The organism is Caballeronia catudaia (assembly GCF_001544755.2).
In the GTDB taxonomy this organism is placed as follows: domain Bacteria; phylum Pseudomonadota; class Gammaproteobacteria; order Burkholderiales; family Burkholderiaceae; genus Caballeronia; species Caballeronia catudaia.
In genome coordinates this window covers 40,085-67,003 of sequence record NZ_FCOF02000007.1, presented here as the reverse complement: position 1 = coordinate 67,003, position 26,919 = coordinate 40,085, and the positions used below count along the sequence as shown (strand labels likewise).

The following is a 26,919-nucleotide window of genomic DNA, read 5'->3' as shown; positions in this document are numbered from 1 at the left end:
CGGCGATCGACCCGCGCGCGCAGGCGGTGCTCGACTTCTGGTTCGACACACCCGGCTCACTGGAATATGGCGTCGAGCGCAAGCTTTGGTGGAAGAAGAAACGCGCCTTCGACGCGATGCTCGCGGAGCGTTTCGGCGCATTGCTCGAAGAAGCGCACGCGGGCGGATTGCGGAAGTGGGAAGAGACGCCGCTTGGGATGCTCGCGCTGATCGTGCTGCTGGATCAGTTCTCGCGCAATTGCTATCGGAACACGCCGCGCGCGTTCGCGGGAGATTCGCGTGCGCTTGAGCTGGCTCGCAGGCTGGTCGAATGTGGCGACGATCTGAGCCTGCCGGGCGCGTATCATCGCGCGTTCGCGTATATGCCGTTCGAGCACGATGAAACGCTCGAAAGCCAGCGTGAGGCGCTTCGATTATTCGGAAACCTGAAGGAAGAGATGGGCGTGTCGAGTTTTTACGAATCGGCAGTGGAACACGCCGAAGTCATCGAACGCTTCGGGCGCTTTCCGCATCGCAACCGGATACTGGGGCGTGCGATCTTGCCCGATGAAGAAGCGTGGCTGGCGAAGCATGGCGGTTTTTGAGAATCCGGATGATCAGGACGACGGATGGATTCTCGACATTCAAAACCGTGCTCAACGGCGGGTTCAGCTTGCGCAGCCGCCGCATGCTACGCGCACTGATCGATCATCCGCAGATCCGGGTCGAGATTCCCCCACCCGATGCGGTGGAGTCCGAGCCCATACGCATGAACTGGTTCCACAATGTTTTGAATGAAGACGTTCAGCTTACCGCTGCGCTGCGGCCCCAACTCGAGGCAGTGGGGCTGAAGTTCGGACCACTCGATCTGTGCGTCCGCTTCGCCTTCGAGGAGGCCGGTGACATTCATACGGGTCTGAATGCCATGAAATTTCTGGGGCTGCACGCGTCCCCCGGTCACTCGGCCCGCAGATCATCGGCGAGTCTGCGATCCTCGCCATGCTGGAACGACGCGGCTATCACATCGAGTTCGCTCCCGAGACGCAATAGCGCGCCGCGCTCGCGTCACCTCCCGCCAGTCACATCCAGAATCGCGCCCGTCACATACGACGACGCATCCGACAGCAGCCACACGATCGACTCGCCCACTTCGTCCGCCGTGCCCGGCCGTCCGATCGGCGTCTGCACGCCGAGCACCTGCGCGCGGTCGGGCTTGCCGCCGCTCGCGTGGATATCGGTTTCGATCAGCCCCGGCCGGATCGCATTCACGCGCACGCCTTCGCGCCCGAGTTCCTTCGCCAGCCCGATGGTCAGCGTGTCGATCGCGCCTTTGGAGCCCGCATAGTCGACATACTCGCCGGGGCCGCCCAGCCGCGCCGCCGCCGACGACACATTCACGAGCGATCCGCCCCTGCCGCCGCGCGAAGTCGACATGCGCCGCGCCGCTTCACGCGCGCACAGATACGCGCCGAGCACGTTGATGTCGAAGATGCGCTTCATGCGCGCGATGTCCATGTCCGCGAGCATCGAGCCGGGCGCGACGATGCCTGCGTTGTTCACGACGCCGTCGATCTTGCCGAACGCGCTTTCGGTCGCGTCGAACATCGCGATGATCGCGGCTTCGTCGGCGACGTCACCGGCAATGGCGATCGCCTTGCCGCCCGCGGCCTGCACGGCGGCGACGGTCGCATCGGCAGCGGCCGCGTTCGACGCATAGTTCACGCCGACGGACCAGCCGCGCGCGCCCGCCAGCACCGCCGCCGAGCGGCCGATGCCGCGGCTGCCGCCCGTAATCAGAATCACCTTGGACATGCGCGCTCGCTCCTCAGACGACGTTGCGGTTCGTTGCCCACTTGTCATTCGCGGGCGGGGTATAAGCCTTCAGCCTGGCGATCATCGCATCGGGTTCGGCCGCGACCTGAATCATGTCGAGCAGCGGCGCGCGCATGAAACCTTCCTCGACCGTGTGACGCAGCATCGCCATGAGCGGATCGAAGTAGCCGTTCACGTCGAGCAGACCGACCGGCTTCTGGTGATAGCCGAGCTGCGCCCACGTGTAGACCTCGAAGAACTCCTCGAACGTGCCGACGCCGCCGGGCATCGCGACGAACGCATCCGAGAGATCGGCCATCATCTTCTTGCGTTCGTGCATGTCGGGCACGACGTGCAGTTCGGTGAGATCGGTATGGCCGACTTCCTTTGCGACCAGCAATTCGGGAATGACGCCGACCGCGCGCCCGCCCGCGGCGAGCACTTCATCGGCGATGAGACCCATCAGACCGACGCGCCCGCCGCCATAGACGAGCGCGAGATTGTTTTCGACCAGCGCGCGGCCGAACGCCTTGGCCGCTTCCGCATAGACGGGACGGGCTCCGGTCGCGGAGCCGCAATAGACACAGACTGCTTTCATGCTCAGGAATCCTTCGATGGTTCTGACTTGTCCTCGCGCGGCGGCAGGAAGTCCGCATATTCGCGCTTGGGCAGCTTACCGGAAACGAGGTCGTCGAAGAGCTGACGCGAGCGCCCGCGCAGATACGGCGCCATGATCGAGATGATATGCAGGCTCGCCTGATGCAGCTCCGTGCGGATCGCTTCCTGATCGTTGTACTTGCGCGGATTCATCACGTACTGATACGAGAGCCAGTAGGTCGCGATCACGCCCATGTTCGTCGCGACCACGTTGATCTCTTCCGGCGTCGCGACCATCTCGCCATCGGCGACGAGCGCCTCGCACAACTGGCTCGCGAAATGCACCTTGTGCGTGATGATCTGCTTGAAGTGCGTTTCCAGCGTGCGGTTGCGCGCGAGCAGGTCGTTCAGGTCGCGATAGAGGAAGCGGTACGTCCAAAGAAAATCCGCCATGTACTGCAGATACGACCACATCTCGTCGATCGTCGGGCGATGATCGTCCGGAAAGCGCAGACGCTTCTGAATCTGTTGCTCGAACTGCGCGAAGATGCTGTTGATGATGTCGTCTTTGTTGCGGAAATGGTAGTACAGGTTGCCTGGACTGATTTCCATCTCTTCGGCGATCGTCGTCGTGGTGACGTTCGGCTCGCCGATATCGTTGAACAACTTCAGCGACAGCTCGAGTATCCGTTCGCGGGTGCGGCGGGGTGGTTTGGCTTCCATGTCGTCCGACCTTGGCATCGGGCCGCGGCGGCTCGGGATGAGCGTTCGCACGGCCGCTTCCGTTGCTATTTTTGAGAATGTCGGGCGATTATAAACCGGTCGTTCGGCGGCACCCACGCTGGCGCAGCGCGATGACGTTCTCCTTTATAAGATACGCGAGAGCCACGCGGATGCAAGCGGCCACAGAATCAGGCCCCATGTGATGACGCAGACGCCGAGCGCGACCATCACCGCGGCGCTGCCGAAATCCTTGGCCCGTTTCGACAGTTCGTGACGTTCGAGCGAGATGCGGTCGATGGCCGCCTCGACGCTCGAGTTCAGCAGCTCGACGATCAGCACGAGCAGCACGGACGTGATCAGCGCGGCTCGCTCCACGGGCGCGACCGGCACGAAGAGACTGATCGGCAGGAGAATCGCGGCGAGCGTCAGTTCCTGGCGAAACGCGCTCTCCTCGCGAATCGCGATGCGAAAGCCGTAGAGCGAGTTCTTCATCGCGTGCCACGCGCGCGTGAAGCCGCGGTTGCCCTTGTACGGATTGAAGGGCAGGTCGTCGGGGCCGAGCGGCTCGGCCGCTTGCACGGGTGTGTCGTCGATGTCTTCGAGATCGTCGTCGAACGGATCGTTCTCGCGCGTGTGGCCCGCTGCCGCGCGCGCGTTGGCTTCGGCCCGTTCCTGCGCCACGGCGCGTCGCGTCATGCGGCGGCCTTCTCGGACGTCGCGCGCGGCCCGAAGCGGCGCAAATGCGACGCGAACTGCTCCGACGCCGCGCGCCACGAGAAGCGCTCGGCCCACGCGCGCGCATCGGCGCGTTCGATCTTCAGCGCTTCGAGACACGCTTCGCGCAGGTCGGCGTCGAGCGCGCCGGGCCCGTCGGTGCCGAGCACGTCGATCGGGCCCGTCACCGGATACGCGGCGACCGGCGTGCCGCAGGCCATCGCTTCTAGCAGCACGAGACCGAAGGTGTCGGTCTTGCTCGGAAACACGAAGACGTCCGCCGCCGCATAAACCTTCGCGAGCTCGGTCTGCGACAAAACGCCGAGATAGTTCACGTTGGTATAGCGCGATTTCAGTTCGGCGAGCGCGGGGCCTTCGCCCGCGACCCACTTCGAGCCGGGCAGATCGAGCTTCAGAAACGCCTCGACGTTCTTCTCGACGGCGACGCGCCCGACGTACAGGAAGATCGGCCGCGCGGTGTTGAGCACCTTCGACTCCATCGGATGGAAGATGTCGAGATCGACGCCGCGCGTCCACAGCACGACGTTGGTGAAGCCGTACTGCTCGAGATCGCTCTTGACCACGGGCGTCGGCGCCATTACCGCTTGCGAGCCTTTGTGGAACCAGTGCAGGAATCGATACGTCAGCGCGAGCGGAATGCCGAAGCGCGCCTTCACGTACTCGGGAAAGCGCGTGTGATACGCGGTCGTGAACGGCAGCTTGTGGCGCAGCGCGTAGGAACGCGCGGCGAGCCCGAGCGGGCCTTCGGTGGCGATGTGCAGCGCGTCCGGTCCGAATGCGTCGATGCGCTCGGCGACGCGCCGGGCCGGCAGCAGCGAAAGACGAATCTCGGGATAGGTCGGGCAGGGGATCGTTCTGAATTCGAGCGGCGTGAGCAACTCCACGCGATGACCGAGCGCGGTGAGTTCCTTCGTCGTCTGCGTGAGCGTACGCACGACGCCGTTGACCTGCGGCTCCCATGCGTCGGTAACGATCATGATTTTCATCGATTCGGCCCAGGTTGGTGTGGCTTGTTATGGTTTGCTGCGGCGGCGTTCAGACGGTGGCGCGTGCGCGTGTCGCGCGTGCCTGCTGCGAGCCCATCACGGTCCAGTAGACGATCTTCAGCTCGCCGTCATAGGTCTCGACGAGCGCGGAGAGGCTCTCGACCCAGTCGCCGTCGTTGCAGTAGAGAATGCCGTCGATGTCGCGGATCTCGGCCTTGTGGATGTGTCCGCACACGACGCCGTCGCAGCCGCGGCGGCGCGCCTCGTCGGTCATCACGCGCTCGAACTGCGAGATGAAGTTCACCGCGTTCTTGACCTGATGCTTCAGGTATTGCGACAGCGACCAGTAGTTGAAGCCGAACTTCGTGCGCACGCGATTGAACCAGCGGTTGAGCAGCAGGATCATCGTGTAGGCGGTGTCGCCGAGATACGCGAGCCATTTGGCGTGCTGGATCACGCCGTCGAAGAGATCGCCGTGCACGATCCACAGGCGCTTGCCCGCGAGCGTCGTGTGGAACGCTTCGCCGCGCACGTGGATGTCGCCGAACGCGAGATCGCAGAACTGGCGCGCGGCTTCGTCGTGATTGCCGGGGATGTACACGACTTGCGTGCCCTTTCTCGCCTTGCGCAGGATTTTCTGCACGACGTCGTTGTGCGCCTGCGGCCAGAACCAGCCTTTGCGAAGCTGCCATCCGTCGATGATGTCGCCGACGAGATACAGATATTCCGACTCGTGGTGCCGCAGGAAATCGAGGAGATACTGCGCCTGGCAGCCGCCCGAGCCCAGGTGGATGTCGGAGAGCCAGATCGTGCGATAGCGCTGCGGTGCGTCGTCGGAATCGCCGTGTTCGTCGTCGTGGACGGGTGCGGCGACGCGCGAATCGGATACGCCGTGCGATCCCGCTGAGGCCGACTCGGACGATTCAGTGGACTCGGATCGCAGTGCGAAGGGACCGGTGCGCAGCTCGCTGTGGCCGAGGCTGAATGGAAGGGGCGGGTCGATTGCCGGGTGAACGGACGAGTTGAAGGCCATTGGCTCGCGCATCGGGTTTCTTCGGTATGCGCATTGCACCGTGCGGCCGTGACCGAGCCGTGACAGTCACGAGAAGTTCTTATTACTTGACAACAGTCTGGGCGGGGATGACGCGTGTGCCGGCGAGGCGGTCATGGAGAAACTGGCGCGCGGGATCGAGCCGGGCGGCTGCTGCCCACAGCGCAACCCACGCCACGAATACGGCGAGCGTCTGCGGCACGGCGAGGGAGAGAAGCGGATGCAGCGCCAGCGGCGGCAGAAACCACAGCCACGCGAGCACAAAACGCGCGAGCGCGCGTCCGGCTTTGATGGGCCGGCCGTGTGCGTCGACGATCTTGAGGCGCCAGGTTTTCATCGGCAGGGTCTGGCCGCCGTGCGTCCAGAAATACACGAAGTACGCGGCGAGCACGATGCCGATCCACGACATCAGCCAGTTGTGATGCGTGAGGCCGTTGCGTTGCTGCGTGAGCGTGCTGAAAAGATAGCCGGCGATGAACACGACGCCGAACAGGATCACGCCTTCGTAGAGCATCGTCGCGAGGCGGCGGCGCAGCGTGGGCGCGCGCATCGGATCGACAGTGACGACGGCCGGCTGCGCGCTCACGAGCCGTTGTACATCGAAGGCGCCTGTTGCGGCGACACGGGAATCGGCGTGGCCGGGACGATGCTCGCGGCGTTCGGTATGGCGGGTTGCGCGGGCGCACCGGAAACGGGCGCGGCCGGCGCGGGCGCCGCAGCGGAGCCGCCTTCGGCATGTCCGGCGTGGCCTTGTTCGCGCGCCGCGACGAGGCGGTTGATGTCCTTTACTTCGGTCTTGCCCGTGGGCGGCGCGGAGACGACCGTCGGACGGCGCGTGCGTTCGCTCGCGGCGAGCTTCTTCTTCTGTTCTTCGGACAGCTTTTGATAGGCGTCCCAAGCCTTTTCGCGCTTTTCGAGCGGAACCGATTTGGAAACCTGATAGTTTTCGCGCGCGACCTTGCGCTGGTCGGGCGTGAGGCGCACCCATTCTTCCATGCGCTGATGCAGATGCTTCTGCGCCTCAGGCGACATCCGATGAAACCGCGATGCGATCTTCAGCCACTTTTGCTTGCGCTCGTCGGAGAACGTGTCCCACTGCGTGGCGAAGGGTTCGAGCGCGAGGTGCTGCGCCTCGGTCAGATGGCTCCAGGACAGCGGCCCTTCGGATGACAGCGCGGCGAGCGGCGAGAGCGCCGTGTCGGCAGGAGCGCTTGCGCCGCCCGGCGACGCGGCGGCGGGCGAGGGTGTGGCGGCGGTAGTGGCATAGAAGCGCGGATAAGTCGCGGCGAACGCAACCAGACCCGCAATCGCGCAACCGAAGACAATCGCGAGACCGCGCTTGTAACTCACCCGAAAATTCCCCCGCTGTATTCAGTGTCTGACGAAGACCGAGATGACCGAGTCGATGGCTTAGTGATTGCGCGTCAGATACGCGTTGAAACCGTGATCCAGATAGGCGTCGATCGGCAGGCTGTCGCTCATCATGGCGGCGTCGATGTCGGCGAGTTCCGCGCGGCGCTCCTGATCTTCCCAATACGCGATGCCCGCCAGCCCGATGACGAGCGCCGCGAGCGGCCACGCGAGGCCGAGACCGCCGAGCCGCGCGAGCCAACCTTTCTGGCGATGGCCGTCGTCGGAATCGCCCGTGGTGAGCGTGCTGCCCGCACCGGCGAACGCCGGCGTGAAGGCGGGCGCGCTCATCGCGACGGCGACTTTCTCCGGCTTCTTGCGCGCGATCGCGGCACGGCGCGCCTCGCGCAGCCGGTCGACGGCGGCAGCCGGAATGTTCGACGTGTTTTCATCCAGCGCCTGTACGACTTTCAGCGCGAACTCGTTTTCCTTCGTTTCAAGTGCGGAACTCATAGCGTGATCCCTTTTGCTTTCAGGGCTTGCGCGAGAGTGTGCGTGGCGCGTGAACAATGTGTCTTCACGCTACCTTCGGAGCACCCCATCGCAGCGGCCGTCTCGGCGACATCCATATCCTCCCAGTAACGCATGAGAAACGCTTCCCGTTGACGCGCGGGCAGTTTCTGGATTTCCGCATCGATCAGGTTCAGCACCTGTTCGCGCTCCAGTTTGTTCTCGCTGCTTTCGCTGCCGGCCGCGCCGTCCTCGGATTCGAAGGTTTCGAGCGGGTCGAATTCGTCGTCGTCCGCGTTGCCGAAGGACGAGAAGAGGCTGACCCAGGTGTTGCGCACCTTCTGGCGACGGAAATAATCGTGCGTCGCGTTCTGGAGGATACGCTGGAATAAAAGCGGAAGCTCGGCCGCCGGACGGTCGCCGTACTTTTCCGCGAGCTTGATCATTGCGTCCTGCACGACGTCGAGCGCCGCGTCGTCGTCGCGAACGGTGTACACGGTCTGCTTGAACGCGCGTCTTTCGACGCCCGCCAGAAAGTCGGCGAGTTCCTTGTCTGATGCCATCCGTTGGGGGCCCGGCGCAACGAATCTGCGTCCGATTTGCGTCGAAAAGGGGATCGTGGAGTTCGAGGAAAACCTGCGAATCCTAGCAAAGTTTCGCCGCATCCGGCGAGAATGCGCGATTTTGTTGCCACTTGGGATACGCGCCCGGTCAAAAGCACATCCGTTCCACAACCTGGGGTCCGCGCGGCGCGTTCGCCGGGAAGCCGCGCGCGTGCAAGCGATACCGCAATGTTCGGAAACTTTTTGCTTGACCCGCCGCGCGGCACACTGTTACATTTTCTGACTCGCATCATCCAGTGAAATGTCTGCTTTGAGGCGAGCCCAAGAAGCACGCCTGTCAATTCAAGACGCGCCGCTTGAACCCGAGCCACAAGCCCGGTAGAGAGCACCCGATCAATTTTTTGCCGAAAATTCGAAAGGTGATGAATGAACATGCCTAGCGCGGAATTCTCCACGTCGGACACCACTCCTCCTCATGAAGCCGATTCCATCGGCGGGACCGTGCTCATGCGCGCGCTCGCGGACGAAGACGTCGAATTCATCTGGGGCTATCCCGGCGGCTCGGTACTTTACATCTACGACGAGCTGTACAAGCAGGACCAGATTCAGCACATTCTCGTGCGCCACGAGCAGGCCGCCGTGCACGCCGCCGACGCGTATTCGCGCTCGACCGGCAAAGTGGGCGTGTGTCTCGTGACCTCCGGCCCAGGCGTCACCAATGCCGTCACCGGCATCGCCACGGCCTACATGGATTCGATTCCGCTCGTCGTCATCAGCGGGCAGGTTCCGACCGCGGCCATCGGGCTCGACGCGTTCCAGGAGTGCGACACCGTCGGCATCACACGGCCTTGCGTGAAGCACAACTTCCTCGTGAAGGATGTGCGCGACCTTGCCGCCACCGTCAAGAAGGCGTTCTACATCGCGCGCACCGGCCGGCCCGGCCCGGTTCTCATCGACATTCCGAAGGACGTGTCGAAGGCGCCGTGCAAGTACGAACCGATCAAGAGCGTGTCGCTGCGTTCGTACAACCCGGTCACGAAAGGCCATTCGGGCCAGATCCGCAAGGCGGTGCAACTGCTGCTTTCCGCGAAGCGCCCGTACATCTACACCGGCGGCGGCATCATTCTGGCGGACGCCTCGCGCGAGCTGAACCAATTCGCCGACCTGCTTGGCTATCCCGTCACCAATACGCTGATGGGCCTCGGCGGCTACCGCGCGTCCGACAAGAAATTCCTCGGCATGCTCGGCATGCACGGCACGTACGAAGCCAACATGGCGATGCAGAACTGCGACGTGCTGATCGCCATCGGCGCGCGCTTCGACGACCGCGTGATCGGCGATCCGAAGCACTTCGCGTCGTCGCCGCGCAAGATCATTCATATCGACGTCGATCCGTCGTCCATTTCCAAGCGCGTGAAGGTCGACATTCCCATCGTCGGCGACGTGAAGGAAGTGCTGAAGGAACTCATCGAGCAGCTTCAGCACGCCGAACACGGCCCGGACACGCAGGCGCTCAAGAGCTGGTGGGACGAGATCGAAGGCTGGCGCTCGAAGGACTGCCTCTCTTACGATCGCAAGAGCGAGATCATCAAGCCGCAGTACGTCGTCGAAAAGCTCTGGGAGCTCACCGACGGCAACGCGTTCGTCTGCTCGGACGTCGGCCAGCATCAGATGTGGGCGGCGCAGTTCTATCCGTTCAACAAGCCGCGCCGCTGGATCAACTCGGGCGGCCTCGGCACGATGGGCTTCGGCCTGCCCGCCGCGATGGGCGTGAAGATGGCGTATCCGGACGACGAAGTGGTCTGCATCACCGGCGAAGGCTCCATCCAGATGTGCATTCAGGAACTCTCGACGTGCAAGCAGTACAACACGCCCGTCAAGATCATTTCGCTGAACAACCGCTATCTGGGCATGGTGCGCCAGTGGCAGCAGATCGAGTACAAGAAGCGCTATTCCAGTTCGTACATGGACGCGCTGCCCGACTTCGTGAAGCTGGCCGAGGCGTATGGCCATGTCGGCATTCGTGTCGAAAAGACCGCGGACGTCGAGCCGGCGCTGAAGGAAGCGCTGCGTCTCAAGGACCGCACCGTATTTCTCGACTTCCAGACCGATCCCACCGAAAACGTATTCCCGATGGTGCAGGCAGGCAAAGGCATCACGGAAATGCTGCTCGGCTCGGAAGATCTGTAACGCGGGCTCGTCACGCGAGGCTCGCACGCGCCTGTCTTCACAAAGGACAGTGCGGCGCGCGGGTTTTTCGGACGATTCCATTCTGGACATCAATCGGGAAACACGAACATGAAACACATCATCTCCGTGCTGCTGGAAAACGAACCGGGCGCGTTATCGCGCGTCGTCGGGCTCTTTTCGGCACGCGGCTATAACATCGAAACGCTGACGGTGGCGCCGACCGAAGACAGTTCGCTGTCGCGGCTGACCATCGTCTCGATTGGCTCGGACGACGTGATCGAACAGATCACGAAGCACCTGAACCGCCTGATCGAGGTGGTGAAAGTGGTCGACCTGACAGAGGGCGCCCACATCGAGCGCGAGCTGATGCTCATCAAGGTAAGGGCGGTCGGCAAGGAACGCGAAGAGATGAAGCGCATGGCGGATATCTTCCGCGGCCGCATCATCGACGTGACCGAGAAGACCTACACGATGGAACTGACGGGCGCGTCCGACAAGCTCGACGCGTTCATCCAGGCGCTCGACGCCACGGCGATCCTCGAAACGGTTCGCACGGGCAGTTCCGGCATCGGCCGGGGCGAGCGGATTCTCAAGGTTTAAGCAGCGATTCTTTCCTCCGCAGCGCGGAAGTAGCCCTCATTTTTCAAGACTCAAGGAACCACCATGAAAGTTTTCTACGACAAGGACGCCGACCTCTCCCTCATCAAGGGCAAGCAAGTCACCATCATCGGCTATGGCTCGCAAGGCCATGCGCACGCGCTCAACCTGAAAGACAGCGGCGTGAACGTGACGGTGGGCCTGCGCAAGGGCGGCGCATCGTGGAGCAAGGCCGAGAACGCGGGCCTGAAGGTCAAGGAAGTGGCCGAAGCCGTGAAGGGCGCCGACGTCGTCATGATGCTGCTGCCCGACGAGCAGATCGCCGAGGTCTACAAGAAGGAAGTGCATGACAACGCCAAGCAGGGCGCGGCGCTCGCGTTCGCGCACGGCTTCAACGTGCACTACGGCCAGGTGATCCCGCGCGCGGATCTGGATGTCATCATGATCGCGCCGAAGGCGCCGGGCCACACCGTGCGCAACACGTACAGCCAGGGCGGCGGCGTGCCGCACCTGATCGCGGTCGCGCAGGACAAGACCGGCTCGGCGCGCGACGTGGCGCTGTCGTACGCGGTGGCCAACGGCGGCGGCCGCGCGGGCATCATCGAAACGAACTTCCGTGAAGAAACCGAAACCGATCTGTTCGGCGAGCAGGCGGTTCTGTGCGGCGGCACGGTCGACCTGATCAAGGCCGGCTTTGAAACGCTGGTGGAAGCGGGCTATGCGCCGGAAATGGCGTACTTCGAGTGCCTGCACGAACTGAAGCTGATCGTCGATCTGATCTATGAAGGCGGCATCGCCAACATGAACTACTCGATCTCGAACAACGCCGAATACGGCGAATACGTGACGGGTCCGCGCATCGTCACGGAAGAGACGAAGAAGGCGATGAAGGCCGTGCTGAAGGACATCCAGACCGGCGAATACGCGAAAAGCTTCATCATCGAGAACCGCGCCGGGGCGCCGACGCTGCAATCGCGCCGCCGTCTGACGTCCGAGCATCAGATCGAGCAAGTCGGCGAGAAGCTGCGCGCGATGATGCCGTGGATCGCGAAGAACAAGCTCGTCGACCAGTCGAAGAACTAAATCTTTCGTCCGTCACGCTTTTTGCTTGATCGAAAGCCGCCCGGTTGCGCTGCGCGCCGGGCGGCTTTTGCTATCCTACGGTTTTTAAAAACACAGAACTCGTTCATGAACTATCCTCATCCGATCATTGCCCGCGAAGGCTGGCCGTTCATCGCCATCGCGGCAGTCGTGGCCATCCTCGTGCAAGCGCTGGGCGGCTTCGGCTTCGCCTGGATCTTCTGGCTGATCGTGATTTTCATCGTCCAGTTCTTCCGCGATCCGGCCCGCCCGATTCCCGCTCAGGCGAACGCCGTGCTGTGTCCGGCCGACGGGCGCATCGTCGCGGTCGAAACCACGCGCGATCCCTACGCCGACCGCGATGCGCTCAAGATCAGCGTGTTCATGAACGTATTCAACGTGCACTCGCAGCGCTCGCCGGTGGACGGCGCGATCACGAAGGTGCAGTACTTTCCGGGCGCCTATCTGAATGCGGCCGTCGATAAAGCATCGACCGAGAACGAGCGCAACGCGGTCGTGCTGCAGACGGCGGCCGGGCACACCGTGACGTCCGTGCAGATCGCCGGACTGATCGCGCGACGCATTCTCTGCTACGTGCACGTCGGCGAACCGCTCACGCGCGGCCAGCGCTACGGCTTCATCCGCTTTGGTTCGCGTGTCGACGTGTATCTGCCGGTGGGCAGCCGTCCGCGTGTGTCGATCGGCGAAAAGGTTTCGGCTTCGTCGACGATCCTCGCCGAGTTCGCGGAATAACGCGGAGGTCTCGATGGCGGCATTCAAACCGCGCCGTACCCGCGTGAACGGCGCATCGCCACGCGCGTTCCGACGTAACAAGGCCGCGCAGGACGTGGGCGTCGTCGAGACGCGGCGCGCGAAGCGGCAGCAGTTTTTGAAGAAGCGCGGCATTTATCTGCTGCCGAATGCGTTCACCACGGCCGCGCTGTTCTGCGGCTTTTTCGCCGTCGTTCAGGCGATGAACGTGCGTTTCGAGATCGCGGCCATCGCCATTTTCGTCGCGATGGTGCTCGACGGCATGGACGGACGCGTCGCGCGCATGACGCACACGCAGAGCGCGTTCGGCGAGCAGTTCGACAGTCTCTCCGACATGGTGTCGTTCGGGGTGGCGCCCGCGCTCGTGATGTACGAATGGGTGCTGAAGGATCTCGGGCGCTGGGGCTGGCTCGCGGCGTTCGTCTATTGCTCGGGCGCGGCGCTGCGGCTCGCGCGTTTCAACACGAACGTCGGCGTGGTCGACAAGCGCTATTTCCAAGGCTTGCCGTCGCCGGCTGCGGCGGCGCTGATCGCCGGTTTCGTCTGGCTCGCGACCGATAACCGTGTGCCGCTCAAGCTCGTGTGGCTGCCCTGGGTCGCGTTCGCGCTGACGATTTACGCCGGCGTGACGATGGTATCGAACGCCCCGTTCTACAGCGGCAAGGCGCTCGACGTGCGTTACCGCGTGCCGTTCGCGGGCGTGCTGCTGATCGTCGTGGCGTTCGTGCTGGTGTCGTCCGATCCTCCCGTCATGCTGTTTTGCCTGTTCGTGCTGTACGGCTTTTCGGGCTATATCTGGTGGGCGTATCTGGCGGCGCGCGGCAGGCCGAATCCGGCGAGAAGCTCACAGCGGGATCATTAGTTTTTATCTCACGCGTCTATTGCGCACACGAAAAAGGCGACGAGCTACACGGCTCGCCGCCTTTTTTGCTGCCGACTAACGCTTAGCCCGCGACGAGCGTGCCGTTCGAAATATGCACGCGCTCGCCTTGCTGGAACGGCGGCGGGTTTTTGTACGTGAAGGTGCGCGTCTTGCCGTTTTCCATCCGCACGTGCACGGAGTAATCGGTTTCGCTGCGGATATGTTTCTCGACCGAATTGCCCGCGAGACCGCCGCCGAGCGCGCCGAGCAAAGTCATCGCGGTCCGGCCGCCGCCGCGCCCGAACTGATTGCCGACGACACCGCCCGCCACCGCGCCGCCGACCGCACCGATCCCCGTCCCGTGACCTTCATGCTTTACGGCGGAAATCGCCTCGACGGTGCCGCAGGTCGAACAATACGCCGGATGCTGCGGCGCTTGCTGCGCATACGATGGTTGCGCGGGTTGCGGCTGCGCCGGCGCTTGCTGGGCTTGTTGCTGAGCGGCCTGCTGTGCCGCAGCCTGCTGCTGGGCGGCTGCCTGCTGAGCGGCTTGCTGCTGCGCCGCGGTCGGTTGCGCCGGGCTCGGCGCGACAGAGTTCACCGCGGGTTGTTGCGCGACCGCCGCGCTCTGCGTTTGCGGATTCTGCGCGGCATTGCTCGACGCCTTCGGGAATAGTCCTGTCATCGCAGCGGTCGCTACGAGGCTCGCGACGATGACCGCGCCCGCCGCCGTCGCGATGAGCGGATGCAACCGCCGTTGCCGCGGTTGAGCAGCGCCGCCAGAAGCAGGCGACGTGCTGAGTTTGTTGGTTCCGTTATCCATTGTCGAACCTCCGTTTCGAGGCGAATTCCGCTGCCGACGTCGGCAGCTACGACCCATTCTCGGTGAAACCGGGAAATCGCGCTTTTTCGGGTTGTAACAAATTCGCAGACGCGTCGTGTTTCGACGAAAGCAGAACCGGTGCCAGTCGCGTCGGCAGGCGCTGTCGACGCGCACGTCCATCGCAGGCTTTGGAATATTTACCAGCGCTTACAAGGAAGACGAAAAAAAGCGCGCCCCGCAGGACGCGCTCATCTCCGCCGCCAAAGCAGCTAAATCAGTCTTCCCGACGCAGATGCGGGAACAGAATCACATCGCGGATGCTCGGGCTATCGGTCAAAAGCATCACCAGACGGTCGATGCCGATGCCGCATCCGCCCGTCGGCGGCATGCCGTACTCGAGCGCGCGGATGTAGTCGGCGTCGAAGTACATCGCTTCTTCGTCGCCCGCGTCTTTCTGATCGACCTGCTTCTGGAAGCGCGCGGCCTGATCTTCCGGATCGTTCAGCTCCGAGAAGCCGTTGGCGATCTCGCGGCCCGTGATGAAGAGTTCGAAACGCTCCGTGATGCCCGGCACCGAGTCCGATGCGCGCGCGAGCGGCGACACTTCAATCGGGTAATCGACGATATACGTCGGCTCCCATAGTTGCGATTCCGCTGTCTCTTCGAACAGCGCGAGCTGCAGCGAACCGAGACCTGCGTTCAGGAAAGCGGGCTGCGTCGTATCGACGCAAAACTTCTTCAGTTCCGTGCGCAGGAACGCCGCATCGGACAACTGCCCGTCGGTGTATTGCGGCGCGTACTTCTGGATGGCCTGACTGATCGTCAGACGATGGAACGGCTTCGAAAGATCGAGCTCGCGCCCCTGATACGTGATGACGGCGGTGCCGAGCGCATCGATCGCGGCCTGACGGATCAGCGATTCGGTGAAGTCCATCAGCCAGCGATAGTCGGTGTACGCGGCGTAGAACTCCATCATCGTGAATTCCGGGTTGTGACGCGGCGATACGCCTTCGTTCCGGAAATTGCGATTGATCTCGAACACGCGCTCGAAGCCGCCGACGATCAGGCGCTTCAGATAAAGCTCAGGCGCAATGCGCAGGAACATCTGCATGTCGAGCGCGTTGTGGTGCGTCGTGAAAGGCTTGGCCGCCGCCCCGCCCGGAATCGGGTGCAGCATCGGCGTTTCGACTTCCATGAAGTTCGCCTGCGACATGAAATTGCGGATCGACGTGACAGCCTTGGTGCGCGCCATGAACGTCTTGCGCGATTCCGGCGTGACGATCAGATCGACATAGCGCTGGCGATAGCGCGTTTCCTGATCGGCGAGGCCGTGGAACTTGTCCGGCAGCGGACGCAGCGCCTTCGAGAGCAGCCGCAATTCCGTGCAGCGCACCGACAGCTCGCCCTTGTTCGTGCGAAAGAGCACGCCCTTCGCGGCGATGATGTCGCCCAGATCCCACTTCTTGAACGCGTCGTAGGTTTCGGCGCCGACATCCGCGGGCGTCACGAAGAACTGGATCTGGCCACTGCCGTCCTGAACGGTCGCGAAGCTCGCCTTGCCCATCACGCGCTTGAGCATCATCCGGCCCGCGATCGCGACGGGCAGGGGATTCGCTTCGAGCGCGTCCTTGTCGGTGTCGGCGTAATCGCTTTGAAGCGCGGCGGCCTGATGCGTCGGGCGGAAGTCGTTCGGAAAGGCGACGCCTTGCTCGCGCAGCGCGCGCAGCTTGTCGCGGCGCTCCGCGATGATCTGGTTCTCTTCCAGTTCGGGAGCAGCGCCCGGTTGAGTCGGTTCGGTCATGATGATTCTTGGGCTGAGATACGGAGAATGCGCGGCGGAATGAAACGAAAGCGGCGCGACCGGAAGGCCGCGCCGCTGCAAGACATCAAACGCCCTGTTTCAGACTCGCGCCGATGAAGTCGTCGAGGTCGCCGTCGAGCACGGCGCGCGTGTTGCTCATTTCGACGTTGGTGCGCAAGTCCTTCACGCGGCTCTGGTCGAGCACGTAAGAGCGGATCTGATGGCCCCAGCCCACGTCGGTCTTGCTCGATTCGAGCTTGTCCTGTTCGGCCTGGCGCTTGCGCATCTCGAATTCGTAGAGACGCGCTTTCAGCATCTGCATGGCTTCGGCGCGGTTGCGGTGCTGTGAGCGGTCGTTCTGGCACTGCACGACGATGCCGGTCGGCGCGTGCGTGAGACGCACGGCGGAGTCCGTCTTGTTGATGTGCTGACCGCCCGCGCCCGATGCGCGATACGTATCCGTGCGGACATCGGCGGGATTGATTTCGATCTCGATCGAGTCGTCGATTTCCGGATACACGAACACCGAAGAGAACGACGTATGGCGGCCGCCCGACGAATCGAACGGGGACTTGCGCACGAGGCGGTGAATGCCGGTTTCGGTGCGCAGATAGCCGTACGCGTATTCGCCTTCGACCTTGATGGTCGCGCTTTTGATGCCGGCGACGTCGCCTTCGGATTCTTCGAGCACTTCGGTCTTGAAGCCTTTGCGCTCGCAATAGCGCAAGTACTGGCGCAGCAGCATGGAGGCCCAGTCGCACGCCTCGGTGCCGCCCGCGCCCGCCTGAATGTCGATGAAGCAGTTGTTCGGGTCGGCCGGGTTGGAGAACATCCGGCGGAATTCCATGTCCTCGACGCGCGCGCGCAAGGCATCGGCGTCCGATTCGCATGCGACGAGCGTGTCCTCGTCGTTTTCCTCGCGCGCCATGTCGAACAGATCGCTCGCGTCGCGCAGATCGGTGTCGAGGGCGGTGAGCGTGGACACCACGCCGTCGAGCAGCTTTTTCTCGCGACCGAGCGCCTGCGCGTTCTTCGAATCGTTCCAGACGTTCGGGTCTTCGAGTTCCTTATTGACTTCGACTAGACGCGCGGACTTGGCGTCGTAGTCAAAGATACCCCCGTAGCTCGCCCGCGCGGCGGCGCAGGTCGGCCAGAAGGCTTTCGATCGCGTTGAGACGTTCCGCTTCCATTGTCGATCTTCGGCTTCGTAAAAAGATGAAATTATAGCCGAATGACCGGGTTTCCCCGCGCCGGACCGGCCGCCGGACGCCCTCAGCCCGCGTGCTCGACGATCAACTGCACCCGCGCGACCCCGTTCCACGAATCGCTGACGAGCCGGTACGCGACGGTCGCGCGCGGCGGCAGCGGATCGACGTGATTGAACCAGATCGCGTTGAAGCGCTGACGTCCGCGCAACAGCGACAGTTTCAGATGCTTGTCCTTCACGAGCGCCTGCGACGCGACTTCGAACTCGCCGGAAAATGTGGGCGCGGGAAAGCCCTGACCCCATACCGCGGCGTCCAGCATCTCGACGAATTGCGGCGTGAAGTACGCATCTTCGAGCTCGCCATCGGTTTCGACGGTGCGCGCGAGCGCTTCCGCCGTGAGCCACTCGCGGCCGACGGTTTCGAACGCTTGCGTGAAGCGCGCAATGTCGGCGGTGGCGAGCGTCAGGCCCGCGGCCATCGCGTGGCCGCCGAACTTGTGGATCAGGCCGGGCTCGCGCTTGCTGATGAGATCGACCGCATCGCGCAGATGGAAGCCGGGAATCGAGCGGCCCGAGCCCTTGCAAAGCGCGCCGCTATCGTCGGCGTGCGCGAACGTAAACGACGGCCGATGAAACCGCTCCTTCAGCCGCCCCGCGACGATGCCGATCACGCCCTGATGCCAGCTCGCGTCGTAAAGCGTGAGCGTCGCGCGCTCGCCGCAATCGAAAGTCTGCAGTTCGGCGAGCGCCTGCTGCTGCATGCCGGCTTCGATTTCGCGCCGTTCGCGGTTCATCGAATCGAGTTGCTGCGCGAGCTCCCACGCACGGCCGACGTCGTCAGTGGTCAGGCATTCGATGCCGAGCGACATGTCCGAAAGACGGCCCGCCGCGTTCAGGCGCGGACCGAGCGCGAAGCCGAGATCGAAGCCGGATGCGGCGCGCGCATCGCGGGCGGCGGCGCGGAAGAGGGCCGCGATGCCCGGCTGCATGCGCCCCGAGCGAATCCGCTTCAAACCCTGCGCGACGAGAATGCGGTTGTTGCAATCGAGCTTCACGACATCGGCGACGGTGCCGAGCGCGACGAGATCGAGCAGGCCGTCGAGGCGCGGTTCGGGCGTGCCATCGGCATACGCGCCCCGGCGACGCAACTCCGCGCGCAACGCGAGCAGCACATAGAACATCACGCCCACGCCCGCGATGCACTTGCTCGGGAACGCGCAGCCCGGCTGGTTCGGATTGACGATCGCGCGCGCGGCTGGCAATTCGTCGCCGGGAAGGTGATGATCCGTGACGAGCACGTCGATGCCGAGCGCGTTCGCCGCGGCGACGCCATCGACGCTCGCGATGCCGTTATCGACCGTGATCAGCAGATCGGGCAGGCCCCGCGGCGCGCGCGCGGCCAGCTCGACGATCTCCGGCGTGAGCCCGTAGCCGTATTCGAAGCGGTTCGGCACCAGATAGTCGATGGTCGCGCCGAACATGCGCAAGCCCCGCACGGCCACCGCGCACGCGGTCGCGCCGTCGCAGTCGTAGTCCGCGACGACGAGCATGCGCTTGCCCGCGGCGAGCGCGTCCGCGAGCACGATGGCGGCGTCGTCGCAGCCCTTCAGGCCGGCGGGCGCGTGCAGGCGCTTGAACTCGGTTTCGATTTCATCGGGGGAAGTCACGCCGCGCGCCGCATACAGACGCGCGATGACGGGATGCAGGCCGTGGCGCATCAGCGCTTCGGCATCGGCGGGAGAGGAGGCGCGGGTGACGATTCGCGTCATGCTGGAAGCAACCTTATTCGATTAAAAGCGCGGCGATTGGCCTGCGCCGCCAGAATTTGCGCAAGTCCGAGCGCGTGACGGAGAGCGTGACCGAGCCGGAGTCGCCGCAGAGCGTGAGATTCAGTCGGCCGAGCGCGCCATCGGTGAGCGCTTGCAGCGCGGGGGCGAACCACGCGGCTTCGAGCGATTTCAGCGAGTCGTTCCAGCGCGCCCAGTCCTGCTCGATGAACGGCGCGGAAAACGGATTCAGCTCGATGAGCGTGCTGCCTTCGGTCAGGCTGCCCGAGAGCGCCGCGAACGATTCGGGCGGCGGCGATGGCCTGATGCCCGCCGCGATCGCGAGTCCGCGTGTCGCGGCGGCGTCGGACATGACGTGCGTGAACGGGCTCCTGACGGGCCGCAGCAGGCCTTGCCCGTGCAGCCAGATCGAGTTGATCGCGGGCAGCCCGCGCGCTTCGCGCTCGAGATTCAGCGGATGCTCGAACCACGCCATCTGCACTTCGTTCTGCAGCTTCATCCACGCGCGCGAGCGCTCGCCGGTGCGGGCTTCGTGCGGCAGCCAGATTTCGATGTTGCGGCCCGTCGCGCGCAACGGCGATGCGCCCGCGAGCGCGCCGAGCGCTTCGCCGGACACGTACCAGCGCAGCGGCGTCGGCGCCTGCAGTTGCACGCCGAGCTCCTCGATCACGGGCCGCGCGGTGCGAAGCAATGCGCGCGCTTCTTCCGTGTGCACGCCGAGCGTGTCGGGATCGATCAGCACCAGATGATCGTGCGCGATGCGCACATGCACCGGCTCGATGCAGGCCCAAAGCGCGTCGCCGGGCGTGCCGCCGTCGGCGAGCAGCATGAAGGGCGCGAGCGGAGCATCGTCGGCATAGCGCTGGTCGGCGGGCGTGACGGCGTTGAAGCGGCGTGCGATCCAGCGTTCGTGCGGCAGCGTGCGCTGAAAATCCTCGCCGACGATGCGCTCCTCGAGGGTGGCGCGGGCGAGCAGCTTGTCGAGCGCCGCGCTCTCCAGTCCGTGCAGGGCGGTCGCGGCGTCCGCGGCCGAGGGCAGGGCGAACGGCAGCAGGAGATGGAGGTGGTGAACAGGCATGATGCTCGGCATTGTAGGGCAAAGCGCTTGCAGCGATGCGACGCCCGCGACCCGCGTCGAAGCGGTGCGCTTTCGTGTTCGCTAGCGTCCCGTTCGCCCCATGTATGGCAAACTTTCGCAAAATTGCGCCATCGGGGCACAACAATGCTGGGACAGCAGCAAAAAGGAATCGCTTGAAACTTCCGTACGAATGGCAGATCGGCTGGCGCTACACGCGCGCCAGCAAACGCACCACCGGTAACGGCTTCATCTCCTTCATCGCGCTCGTGTCGATGGCGGGCATCGCGCTCGGCGTCGCCGCGCTGATCGTCGTGCTGTCGGTCATGAACGGTTTCCAGAAGGAAGTGCGCGACCGGATGCTGTCGGTGCTCGCGCACGTCGAAATCTTCTCGCCGACCGGCTCGATGCCGAACTGGCAACTGACCGCGCAGGAAGCGCGCAAGAATCCCGAAGTGACCGGCGCGGCGCCCTATGTCGAAGCGCAGGCGCTGCTCACGCGCCAGGGCGCGGTGAGCGGCGTCGCGCTGCGCGGCGTGGAGCCGTCGCTGGAACCGGAAGTGTCGGACATCGGCAAGGAGATGCGCGCGGGCAAGCTCACGGATCTGAAGCCGGGCGAATTCGGCATCGTGCTCGGCAAGGATCTCGCGGTCAATCTCGGCGTGATGGACGGCGACAAGATCACGCTCGTCGCGCCCGAAGGCACCATCACGCCGGCCGGGATGATGCCGCGCCTCAAGCAGTTCACGGTCGTCGGCATCTTCGAGTCCGGTCACTACGAATACGATTCGACGCTCGCGCTCATTTCGATCAAGGACGCCGAAGCGCTCTTCCGTTTGCCCGCGCCGACCGGCGTGCGCCTGCGCCTGAAGGACATGCAGCGCGCGCCCGAAGTCGCGCGTCGGCTCGCGCGCACGCTCTCGGGCGATCTCTATATCCGCGACTGGACGCAGCAGAACAAGACCTGGTTCTCCGCCGTGCAGATCGAAAAGCGCATGATGTTCATCATCCTCACGCTGATCATCGCGGTGGCGGCGTTCAATCTGGTTTCGTCGCTCGTGATGACCGTCACCGACAAGCAGGCCGATATCGCGATCCTGCGCACGCTCGGCGCGCAGCCCGGCTCGATCATGAAGATTTTCGTGGTGCAGGGTGTAACGATCGGTTTCATCGGCACGGCGCTCGGGGTGTCGCTCGGCTGTCTCATCGCGTGGAGCATTCCGTGGCTCGTGCCGATGATCGAACATCTCTTCAACGTGCAGTTCCTGCCGTCTTCGGTTTATTTCATCAGCGAGCTGCCGTCCGAGCTCGTGCCGGGCGATGTGGCCAAGATCGGCATCATCGCGTTTGTGCTGTCGTCGCTCGCAACGCTCTATCCGAGCTGGCGCGGCGCGAAGGTTCGTCCGGCGGAGGCGCTGCGTTATGAGTGACATGATTCCCGCCAGCAAAATAGTTCTGCAAGCCTCAGCGATCTCGAAGACGTTCGAGCAGGGCGGCTTCAACGTCCAGGTGCTCGACAACGCGCAACTCGACGTGATGAAGGGCGAAAAACTCGCGATCGTCGGCGCGTCGGGTTCGGGCAAGAGCACGCTGTTGCACGTGCTCGGCGGTCTCGACGAACCGAGCGCCGGCAAGGTCTCGCTGCTCGGCAAGCCGTTCACCGAGCTGAAGGAAAAGGAGCGCAACGAGCTGCGCAACCGGGCGCTCGGCTTCGTGTATCAGTTCCATCATCTGCTGCCGGAATTCACGGCGCTCGACAATGTCGCGATGCCGCTGCGCATCCGCCGCATGTCGGAAGAGGACGCGCGCCGGCAAGCGCAGGAAATGCTGGAGCGCGTGGGCATCGGGCATCGCGCGAAGCATCGTCCGGGCGCGCTGTCGGGCGGCGAGCGTCAGCGGGTCGCGATCGCGCGCGCGCTGGTCACGCGTCCCGCCTGCGTGCTCGCCGACGAACCGACCGGCAATCTCGACGGCGGCACGGCGGACACGGTCTTCAATCTGATGCTGGAACTGTCGCAGACGCTGGAGACGAGCTTCGTGATCGTCACGCACGACGCGGATCTCGCCGCGCGCTGCGACCGCATCATGCGTCTGCGCGACGGCGTGCTGCACGAAGAGCCGTCGGTGCCGGTATAAGGCGGTTTAACGCATCGGGCGTCGCGGAGGCCGTCATGTGGATCGATACGCACTGTCATCTCGATGCCGGCGAGTTCGATGCCGACCGCGACGCCGTCGCCGATGCGGCGCTCGATGCAGGCGTGACGCGCATCGTGATTCCGGGCGTCGATCGCGGCAATATCGGCACGGTGCGCGCGTTGGCGCATCGCATCGCGGGCGGCGCGTACGCGCTCGGCATCCATCCGCTTTTCACGCCGGGCGCGCATGAGGACGACCTGCATGTTTTGCGCCGCGAGATCGAAGCGAGCCTCGACGATCCGTTGTTCGTCGGCATCGGCGAAATCGGGCTCGATTACTTCGTGCCGACGCTCGACGACGCGCGCCAGCAATTCTTCTACGGCGAGCAACTGAAGCTCGCCCGCGAGTACGATCTGCCGGTGATCTGCCATGTGCGCAAATCGCAGGACAAGGTGCTGAAGGGGCTGCGCGTGCACGATATCCATCGCGGCATCGCGCATGCGTTCAACGGCAGTTTTCAGCAGGCCGAGGCGTTCATCGCGCAAGGCATGCATCTCGGCTTCGGCGGCAATCTCACCTTCGAGCGCGCGCGGCAGATTCGCCGGCTGGCGGCCGAACTTCCGCTCGATGCAATCGTGCTCGAAACCGATGCGCCCGACATCGCGCCGGCCTGGCTCTACAAGCGGCGCAATTCGCCGGACCAGGTTGCGGCCATCGCGAAGGTGCTCGCGCAACTGCGCGGCATGGATGAAAACGCGCTTTCCCTAGGCACAACGGCTAACGCGCACGCCGCGCTCCCACGGCTCGCGCTCGCCTCTTCATAATCGTTCCGATCGACGCTGATGTGCGTCGCTACGAAGAACGAAGAGGAACGAAGTGCGGGCGATGCTGCTGGGTTTCGCGTTGGGCGTCTGGTGGTTGCAGCAACAGGCGCGCTTGCCGGATGGCGTCGTATGGATCGCATGCTGCGCTGTGTTCGCCTCCGTAGTGACGCTGGGCGCGACGAAGCCGCGCGTGCGCACCGCGAGCTTTGCGATTGCGGCTTGCGCATTGGGTTTCGCGTATGCGGCCTTGCGTGCCGAAGTTGCGCTGCGCGAGCGATTGCCCGTCGAGTACGAGCAACGCGATATCGAGCTTACGGGCTTCGTGCGCGGCCTTCCCGAGCAGCAAGCCGATGGCGCGCGCTTTCTCTTCGAAGTCGAGGCGAACGGCGCGCGTCTGCATCACTTTCCGCGCATCGTGCGCTTGTCGTGGATGTCTCCGGAGCCGATGAAGCTGCGGGCCGGAGAGCGATGGAAGCTGACCGCGCGCCTGAAGCGCGCGCACGCCAACGCGAACTTCGGCTTGCGCGATGCCGAAGCGACTTTGCTCGAACGCGGCATCCGCGCGACGGGTTCTGTATCGACGGCGCGCGCGCCACAACGTCTGCCTTTCGATGCGAGCGGCCCACGCCTGATGATCGATCGGTTGCGTGCCCGCGCGCGCGGTCGCATCGAGAGCGTGCTCGTGGACGCGCCGCATCGCGGGATCATCGTCGCGCTCGCGGTGGGCGCGCAGGACGCCGTCAGCGATGCCGACTGGGCGCTCATGCGTGCGACCGGGACGAGCCATCTCGTCGCGATATCGGGCTTGCATATTGGCTTCGTCGCGGGGCTGGCCGCTTTGATCGCGGGCTTCGTCTGGAAGCGCGTGCGATGGCGAGGCGTGCCCGCGCCGTTGATCGCCGCCGCGCCGAAAGTGGCCGCGGTCGGCGCGACCGTGTTCGCCGCGTTCTATGCCGCGCTCGCCGGATTCAACGTGCCCGCGCAGCGCACGCTCTGCATGCTGCTGATCTTCGCGGCCGCGTTTCTCTGCGGACGGCGGCCCGCGTCATCGCTCGTGCTGCTCTGGGCGCTCGCGTTCGTGCTGATCGCGGACCCGTGGGCGGTGACATCGCCGGGATTCTGGCTGTCGTTCGGCGCGGTCGCGGCGATCCTGCATGCGGTCGCGTCGGCGGGGCGCGTCGAATCGCAGGCGCGGACAGAGGATGACGATGACATCGATCAGTGGGATCGCGTCGATCCGGGCGAGGTCGGGCAGCGTCCGGCGCGGCCACGCAAGCGTAGGCCGTTTGCGTTCATCGACCGAATCTGGCGACGCGCGCGGCGTCAGGTCGCATCGGGCGCGCGCGTGCAATACGCCGTGACGATCGCGCTCGCGCCGCTCACGGTCTACTGGTTCTCGCAGATTCCGTTGCTCGGGCCGCTTGCGAACGCGTTCGCGATTCCGTGGATCAGCGTGCTCGTGACGCCCGCGACGCTCGCGGGCCTCCTGCTTCCCGCACCGCTCGACGCGCCGATGCTCCACGCCGCGCACGCGACGCTCTCCGTGCTGATCGATTTACTTGCGCGCCTGGCCGATGCCGTCCCGGCGCCGCTCTGGTTTTTGCCGCAGCCCAATACGTTCGCGCTCGCGGCATCGTGCGTCGGCGTCGCGTGGGCGCTCGCGCCGCGCGGCTGGCCGCTGCGCTTCGCCGCGCCGTTGACGTGGCTGCCGCTTCTCGCGCCCGCGTCGCATGCCGCGCCCGAAGGCGCGTTTCGCGTGACCGCGCTCGATATCGGTCAAGGCTCGGCGCTCGTCGTCGAAACCGCGCGGCATGCGTTGCTCTTCGATGCCGGTCCGGGCCCCGAATCGACGCACGCGGGCGAGCGCATCACCGTGCCGTATCTGCAAGCGGCGGGCTTGTATGCGCTCGATACGCTCGTCATCAGCCATTCCGATTCGGATCACGCGGGCGGCGCGCCGGCCGTGCTGCAGTCGATCGCCGTGCGGCAGATGCTCGCATCGCTGCCCGCGAAGGACGCGCTCTGGTCCGATGCGCGTGCGCGCCGCGCAGAGACGTTGCGCTGCGCTTTCGGGCAGCGCTGGACGTGGGACGGCGTCGAGTTCCGCGTGTTGTGGCCGGAGCCGGGGCCGCTCGCCGGCAAGCCGAACCATCAGTCGTGCGTGCTGAAGGTGACGAGCGCGGCAGGGCGCGCGGCGCTGTTTGCGGCGGATATCGAAGCGGACGTCGAACGCATGCTGATCGCGCGCGATTCCGCCGCGTTGCGCGCCGATGTGCTGATCGTGCCGCACCACGGCAGCCGCACGTCGTCCACCGAGCCTTTCCTCGATTCCGTCGGGCCGATCGCGGCGATATTTCAGGTAGGCTATCGCAACCGCTTTCACCATCCGCATCCGACCGTGTTCGCGCGCTATGGGCTGCGCGACATCGCGCTCTCGCGCAGCGACGACGACGGCGCCGCGCGCATCGACGTCGGCTCTGCAGTCGTGCTCGAGCGCTATCGGGACACGCACGCGCGCTACTGGATGAATCACTAGAAAAAGTAAAGGAGCCGCTTGAAAGACATCATCCATTTCTCGCACGCGAACGGCTTTCCGGCGTCGACGTATCGCACGATTTTCGCGGAGCTTTCCGACGATTACGACATTCGCAGCATCGAGCGCTTCGGCCATGACGCACGCTTTCCGGTTACGCGCGACTGGCCGTATCTCGTCGATCAACTCATCGACGACATGAGCCGTTACCGCCGCGAGGCGGGGGGCGATCATCCGAAAGTGTGGCTCGTCGGGCATTCGCTCGGCGGCTATCTGTCGATGATGGCGGCGCTGAAGCGTCCGCAATGGGTGAAGGGCGTCGTGATGCTCGACTCGCCGGTGATCGCCGGCTGGAAGAGCGGCCTTCTGCGCGTCACGCAATGGACCGGGCTCGACGAGCGCCTGTCGCCCGCCGCCGCGACGAAGAAGCGCCGCACGCGCTGGGCGAGCCGCGACGAGGCATGGCGGCATTTCCTGGCGAAGCCCGCGTTCGCGCGCTGGGACGAGCGCATGCTGTCCGACTACATCGACTTCGGCATTCCGCAGAGTCAGGCTAACGGCGCGCGTGCGCTCGCGTTCGATCGTCACGTCGAATACCTGATCTACCGGACGCTCCCGCATACGCTCGGCGCGCGGCTTGCGCACGGCGCGCCGGCGCCGGTCGGTTTCATCGCAGGGACACGGTCGCGCGAAGTGCGGCAGGTGGGCCTCGGCATGACGCGGCGCATCGCCGGAGAATATTTCGACTGGATGGAAGGAAGCCATCTCTTCCCGATGGAGCGCCCGATCGACACCGCGCGCGCCGTGCGGCGCCTCTTGAAAGCGATGCGGGCATCGCTGTGACATTCTGCTCAAAGGGGCGCAAGCAGGCGCGCGGGACTTGACGGGCGGCCGGTGACGCGTTCCGCAAAAATCGCGCCGAAAAGC

Annotated in this window: 27 protein-coding genes; 11 read left to right on the top strand and 16 right to left on the bottom strand. The window is 64.5% G+C overall.

Translation table 11 applies throughout. From position 1 onward, the window contains the following. Positions 1-5 precede the first annotated feature (5 nt). The gene (locus tag AWB75_RS09815; RefSeq protein WP_087086571.1) at positions 6-584 is read left to right on the top strand and encodes a DUF924 family protein; all 579 of its coding nucleotides are present in this window, start codon (positions 6-8) and stop codon (positions 582-584) included. An 86-nt stretch (positions 585-670) separates the two neighbouring features. Here the strand turns inward: AWB75_RS09815 and AWB75_RS09810 are convergent, their stop codons facing one another. The 11 genes from AWB75_RS09810 to AWB75_RS09760 form a co-directional block, all read right to left on the bottom strand. Continuing rightward, positions 671-925, bottom strand: coding sequence for a hypothetical protein (locus tag AWB75_RS09810; protein WP_143746417.1), 255 nt, complete (start codon positions 923-925; stop codon positions 671-673). 119 nt (positions 926-1,044) lie between these two features. Continuing rightward, entirely contained in the window at positions 1,045-1,791 is a 747-nt protein-coding gene (locus AWB75_RS09805) for an SDR family oxidoreductase (protein WP_061123898.1), read from the bottom strand. 13 nt (positions 1,792-1,804) lie between these two features. After that, positions 1,805-2,389, bottom strand: a complete 585-nt coding sequence (locus tag AWB75_RS09800; RefSeq protein WP_061123897.1) for an LOG family protein — start codon at positions 2,387-2,389, stop codon at positions 1,805-1,807. A gap of 2 nt (positions 2,390-2,391) precedes the next feature. Then, a complete protein-coding gene (locus tag AWB75_RS09795; protein WP_061123896.1) occupies positions 2,392-3,111 on the bottom strand; it encodes a TetR/AcrR family transcriptional regulator in 720 nt (239 codons plus the stop codon). 144 nt (positions 3,112-3,255) lie between these two features. Beyond that, complete coding sequence (locus AWB75_RS09790) at positions 3,256-3,807, bottom strand: diacylglycerol kinase (RefSeq protein WP_087086559.1); 552 nt, start codon at positions 3,805-3,807, stop codon at positions 3,256-3,258. After that, positions 3,804-4,832, bottom strand: a complete 1,029-nt coding sequence (locus AWB75_RS09785) for a glycosyltransferase family 4 protein (RefSeq protein WP_061123895.1) — start codon at positions 4,830-4,832, stop codon at positions 3,804-3,806. Before AWB75_RS09785 ends, AWB75_RS09790 begins: the two co-directional genes overlap by 4 nt. A 49-nt stretch (positions 4,833-4,881) precedes the next feature. Beyond that, positions 4,882-5,877, bottom strand: a complete 996-nt coding sequence (locus AWB75_RS09780; protein ID WP_235012052.1) for a UDP-2,3-diacylglucosamine diphosphatase — start codon at positions 5,875-5,877, stop codon at positions 4,882-4,884. Positions 5,878-5,947: 70 nt separating this feature from the next. Further along, complete coding sequence (locus tag AWB75_RS09775; protein WP_061124054.1) at positions 5,948-6,433, bottom strand: RDD family protein; 486 nt, start codon at positions 6,431-6,433, stop codon at positions 5,948-5,950. Between the two features lie 32 nt (positions 6,434-6,465). Continuing rightward, on the bottom strand, positions 6,466-7,233 hold the full coding sequence (locus AWB75_RS09770) for a DUF3106 domain-containing protein (RefSeq protein ID WP_061123894.1): 768 nt from the start codon (positions 7,231-7,233) through the stop codon (positions 6,466-6,468). A 60-nt stretch (positions 7,234-7,293) separates the two neighbouring features. After that, positions 7,294-7,746 carry a DUF3619 family protein gene (locus tag AWB75_RS09765; protein ID WP_061123893.1) on the bottom strand — a complete coding sequence of 151 codons (453 nt, stop codon included), beginning with the start codon at positions 7,744-7,746 and terminating at the stop codon, positions 7,294-7,296. Then, on the bottom strand, positions 7,743-8,306 hold the full coding sequence (locus AWB75_RS09760; RefSeq protein ID WP_061123892.1) for an RNA polymerase sigma factor: 564 nt from the start codon (positions 8,304-8,306) through the stop codon (positions 7,743-7,745). The genes AWB75_RS09765 and AWB75_RS09760 overlap by 4 nt, the downstream gene beginning before the upstream one ends. A gap of 426 nt (positions 8,307-8,732) precedes the next feature. Here AWB75_RS09760 and AWB75_RS09755 point away from each other — a divergent pair, with 426 nt between their 5' ends. The 5 genes from AWB75_RS09755 to pssA all read left to right on the top strand — a co-directional run bounded on the left by AWB75_RS09755 (position 8,733) and on the right by pssA (position 13,806). Then, complete coding sequence (locus AWB75_RS09755; RefSeq protein ID WP_061123891.1) at positions 8,733-10,496, top strand: acetolactate synthase 3 catalytic subunit; 1,764 nt, start codon at positions 8,733-8,735, stop codon at positions 10,494-10,496. A 108-nt stretch (positions 10,497-10,604) separates the two neighbouring features. After that, positions 10,605-11,096 (top strand): acetolactate synthase small subunit, encoded by a 492-nt coding sequence (gene ilvN / locus AWB75_RS09750; RefSeq protein ID WP_008341906.1) that lies wholly within the window; start codon positions 10,605-10,607, stop codon positions 11,094-11,096. 63 nt (positions 11,097-11,159) lie between these two features. Next, positions 11,160-12,176 carry a ketol-acid reductoisomerase gene (ilvC, locus tag AWB75_RS09745; protein WP_061123890.1) on the top strand — a complete coding sequence of 339 codons (1,017 nt, stop codon included), beginning with the start codon at positions 11,160-11,162 and terminating at the stop codon, positions 12,174-12,176. Positions 12,177-12,281: 105 nt separating this feature from the next. After that, on the top strand, positions 12,282-12,926 hold the full coding sequence (locus AWB75_RS09740) for a phosphatidylserine decarboxylase (RefSeq protein WP_061123889.1): 645 nt from the start codon (positions 12,282-12,284) through the stop codon (positions 12,924-12,926). 13 nt (positions 12,927-12,939) lie between these two features. After that, the gene (gene pssA, locus AWB75_RS09735) at positions 12,940-13,806 is read left to right on the top strand and encodes a CDP-diacylglycerol--serine O-phosphatidyltransferase (protein ID WP_061123888.1); all 867 of its coding nucleotides are present in this window, start codon (positions 12,940-12,942) and stop codon (positions 13,804-13,806) included. Positions 13,807-13,888: 82 nt separating this feature from the next. Here pssA and AWB75_RS09730 read toward each other — a convergent pair whose 3' ends face one another. The 5 genes from AWB75_RS09730 to AWB75_RS09710 form a co-directional block, all read right to left on the bottom strand. Further along, on the bottom strand, positions 13,889-14,629 hold the full coding sequence (locus AWB75_RS09730) for a glycine zipper 2TM domain-containing protein (protein ID WP_061123887.1): 741 nt from the start codon (positions 14,627-14,629) through the stop codon (positions 13,889-13,891). 274 nt (positions 14,630-14,903) lie between these two features. After that, entirely contained in the window at positions 14,904-16,430 is a 1,527-nt protein-coding gene (gene lysS / locus AWB75_RS09725) for a lysine--tRNA ligase (protein WP_061124053.1), read from the bottom strand. 85 nt (positions 16,431-16,515) lie between these two features. Then, a protein-coding gene (gene prfB / locus AWB75_RS09720; RefSeq protein WP_096031691.1) for a peptide chain release factor 2 occupies positions 16,516-17,620 on the bottom strand; the annotation gives its coding sequence in 2 pieces (ribosomal slippage) (positions 16,516-17,538 and positions 17,540-17,620; 1,104 coding nt in all). Between the two features lie 82 nt (positions 17,621-17,702). Further along, positions 17,703-19,406 (bottom strand): single-stranded-DNA-specific exonuclease RecJ, encoded by a 1,704-nt coding sequence (gene recJ / locus AWB75_RS09715; protein ID WP_061123886.1) that lies wholly within the window; start codon positions 19,404-19,406, stop codon positions 17,703-17,705. A 13-nt stretch (positions 19,407-19,419) separates the two neighbouring features. Further along, the gene (locus AWB75_RS09710; protein ID WP_061123885.1) at positions 19,420-20,514 is read right to left on the bottom strand and encodes a hypothetical protein; all 1,095 of its coding nucleotides are present in this window, start codon (positions 20,512-20,514) and stop codon (positions 19,420-19,422) included. Between the two features lie 161 nt (positions 20,515-20,675). Here AWB75_RS09710 and AWB75_RS09705 point away from each other — a divergent pair, with 161 nt between their 5' ends. The 5 genes from AWB75_RS09705 to AWB75_RS09685 are packed head-to-tail and all read left to right on the top strand — an operon-like array spanning position 20,676 to position 26,835. Continuing rightward, positions 20,676-21,929, top strand: a complete 1,254-nt coding sequence (locus tag AWB75_RS09705; RefSeq protein WP_061123884.1) for a lipoprotein-releasing ABC transporter permease subunit — start codon at positions 20,676-20,678, stop codon at positions 21,927-21,929. Beyond that, positions 21,922-22,635 carry a lipoprotein-releasing ABC transporter ATP-binding protein LolD gene (gene lolD, locus AWB75_RS09700; RefSeq protein WP_061123883.1) on the top strand — a complete coding sequence of 238 codons (714 nt, stop codon included), beginning with the start codon at positions 21,922-21,924 and terminating at the stop codon, positions 22,633-22,635. Before AWB75_RS09705 ends, lolD begins: the two co-directional genes overlap by 8 nt. A 35-nt stretch (positions 22,636-22,670) precedes the next feature. After that, the gene (locus AWB75_RS09695) at positions 22,671-23,459 is read left to right on the top strand and encodes a TatD family hydrolase (RefSeq protein WP_061123882.1); all 789 of its coding nucleotides are present in this window, start codon (positions 22,671-22,673) and stop codon (positions 23,457-23,459) included. A gap of 52 nt (positions 23,460-23,511) precedes the next feature. Further along, on the top strand, positions 23,512-25,995 hold the full coding sequence (locus tag AWB75_RS09690; protein ID WP_061123881.1) for a ComEC/Rec2 family competence protein: 2,484 nt from the start codon (positions 23,512-23,514) through the stop codon (positions 25,993-25,995). 18 nt (positions 25,996-26,013) lie between these two features. After that, positions 26,014-26,835 (top strand): alpha/beta fold hydrolase, encoded by an 822-nt coding sequence (locus AWB75_RS09685; protein WP_061123880.1) that lies wholly within the window; start codon positions 26,014-26,016, stop codon positions 26,833-26,835. Positions 26,836-26,919 lie beyond the last annotated feature (84 nt).

Coding starts and splice junctions, on each gene's coding strand:
- AWB75_RS09805 (WP_061123898.1), bottom strand. CDS start 1,791: ATGTCCAAGGTGATTCTGATTACGGGCGGCAGCCGCGGCATCGGCCGC.
- AWB75_RS09800 (WP_061123897.1), bottom strand. CDS start 2,389: ATGAAAGCAGTCTGTGTCTATTGCGGCTCCGCGACCGGAGCCCGTCCC.
- AWB75_RS09795 (WP_061123896.1), bottom strand. CDS start 3,111: ATGGAAGCCAAACCACCCCGCCGCACCCGCGAACGGATACTCGAGCTG.
- AWB75_RS09790 (WP_087086559.1), bottom strand. CDS start 3,807: ATGACGCGACGCGCCGTGGCGCAGGAACGGGCCGAAGCCAACGCGCGC.
- AWB75_RS09785 (WP_061123895.1), bottom strand. CDS start 4,832: ATGAAAATCATGATCGTTACCGACGCATGGGAGCCGCAGGTCAACGGC.
- AWB75_RS09780 (WP_235012052.1), bottom strand. CDS start 5,877: ATGCGCGAGCCAATGGCCTTCAACTCGTCCGTTCACCCGGCAATCGAC.
- AWB75_RS09775 (WP_061124054.1), bottom strand. CDS start 6,433: ATGCGCGCGCCCACGCTGCGCCGCCGCCTCGCGACGATGCTCTACGAA.
- AWB75_RS09765 (WP_061123893.1), bottom strand. CDS start 7,746: ATGAGTTCCGCACTTGAAACGAAGGAAAACGAGTTCGCGCTGAAAGTC.
- AWB75_RS09760 (WP_061123892.1), bottom strand. CDS start 8,306: ATGGCATCAGACAAGGAACTCGCCGACTTTCTGGCGGGCGTCGAAAGA.
- AWB75_RS09755 (WP_061123891.1), top strand. CDS start 8,733: ATGAACATGCCTAGCGCGGAATTCTCCACGTCGGACACCACTCCTCCT.
- ilvN (WP_008341906.1), top strand. CDS start 10,605: ATGAAACACATCATCTCCGTGCTGCTGGAAAACGAACCGGGCGCGTTA.
- ilvC (WP_061123890.1), top strand. CDS start 11,160: ATGAAAGTTTTCTACGACAAGGACGCCGACCTCTCCCTCATCAAGGGC.
- AWB75_RS09740 (WP_061123889.1), top strand. CDS start 12,282: ATGAACTATCCTCATCCGATCATTGCCCGCGAAGGCTGGCCGTTCATC.
- pssA (WP_061123888.1), top strand. CDS start 12,940: ATGGCGGCATTCAAACCGCGCCGTACCCGCGTGAACGGCGCATCGCCA.
- AWB75_RS09730 (WP_061123887.1), bottom strand. CDS start 14,629: ATGGATAACGGAACCAACAAACTCAGCACGTCGCCTGCTTCTGGCGGC.
- lysS (WP_061124053.1), bottom strand. CDS start 16,430: ATGACCGAACCGACTCAACCGGGCGCTGCTCCCGAACTGGAAGAGAAC.
- recJ (WP_061123886.1), bottom strand. CDS start 19,406: ATGACGCGAATCGTCACCCGCGCCTCCTCTCCCGCCGATGCCGAAGCG.
- AWB75_RS09710 (WP_061123885.1), bottom strand. CDS start 20,514: ATGCCGAGCATCATGCCTGTTCACCACCTCCATCTCCTGCTGCCGTTC.
- lolD (WP_061123883.1), top strand. CDS start 21,922: ATGAGTGACATGATTCCCGCCAGCAAAATAGTTCTGCAAGCCTCAGCG.
- AWB75_RS09695 (WP_061123882.1), top strand. CDS start 22,671: ATGTGGATCGATACGCACTGTCATCTCGATGCCGGCGAGTTCGATGCC.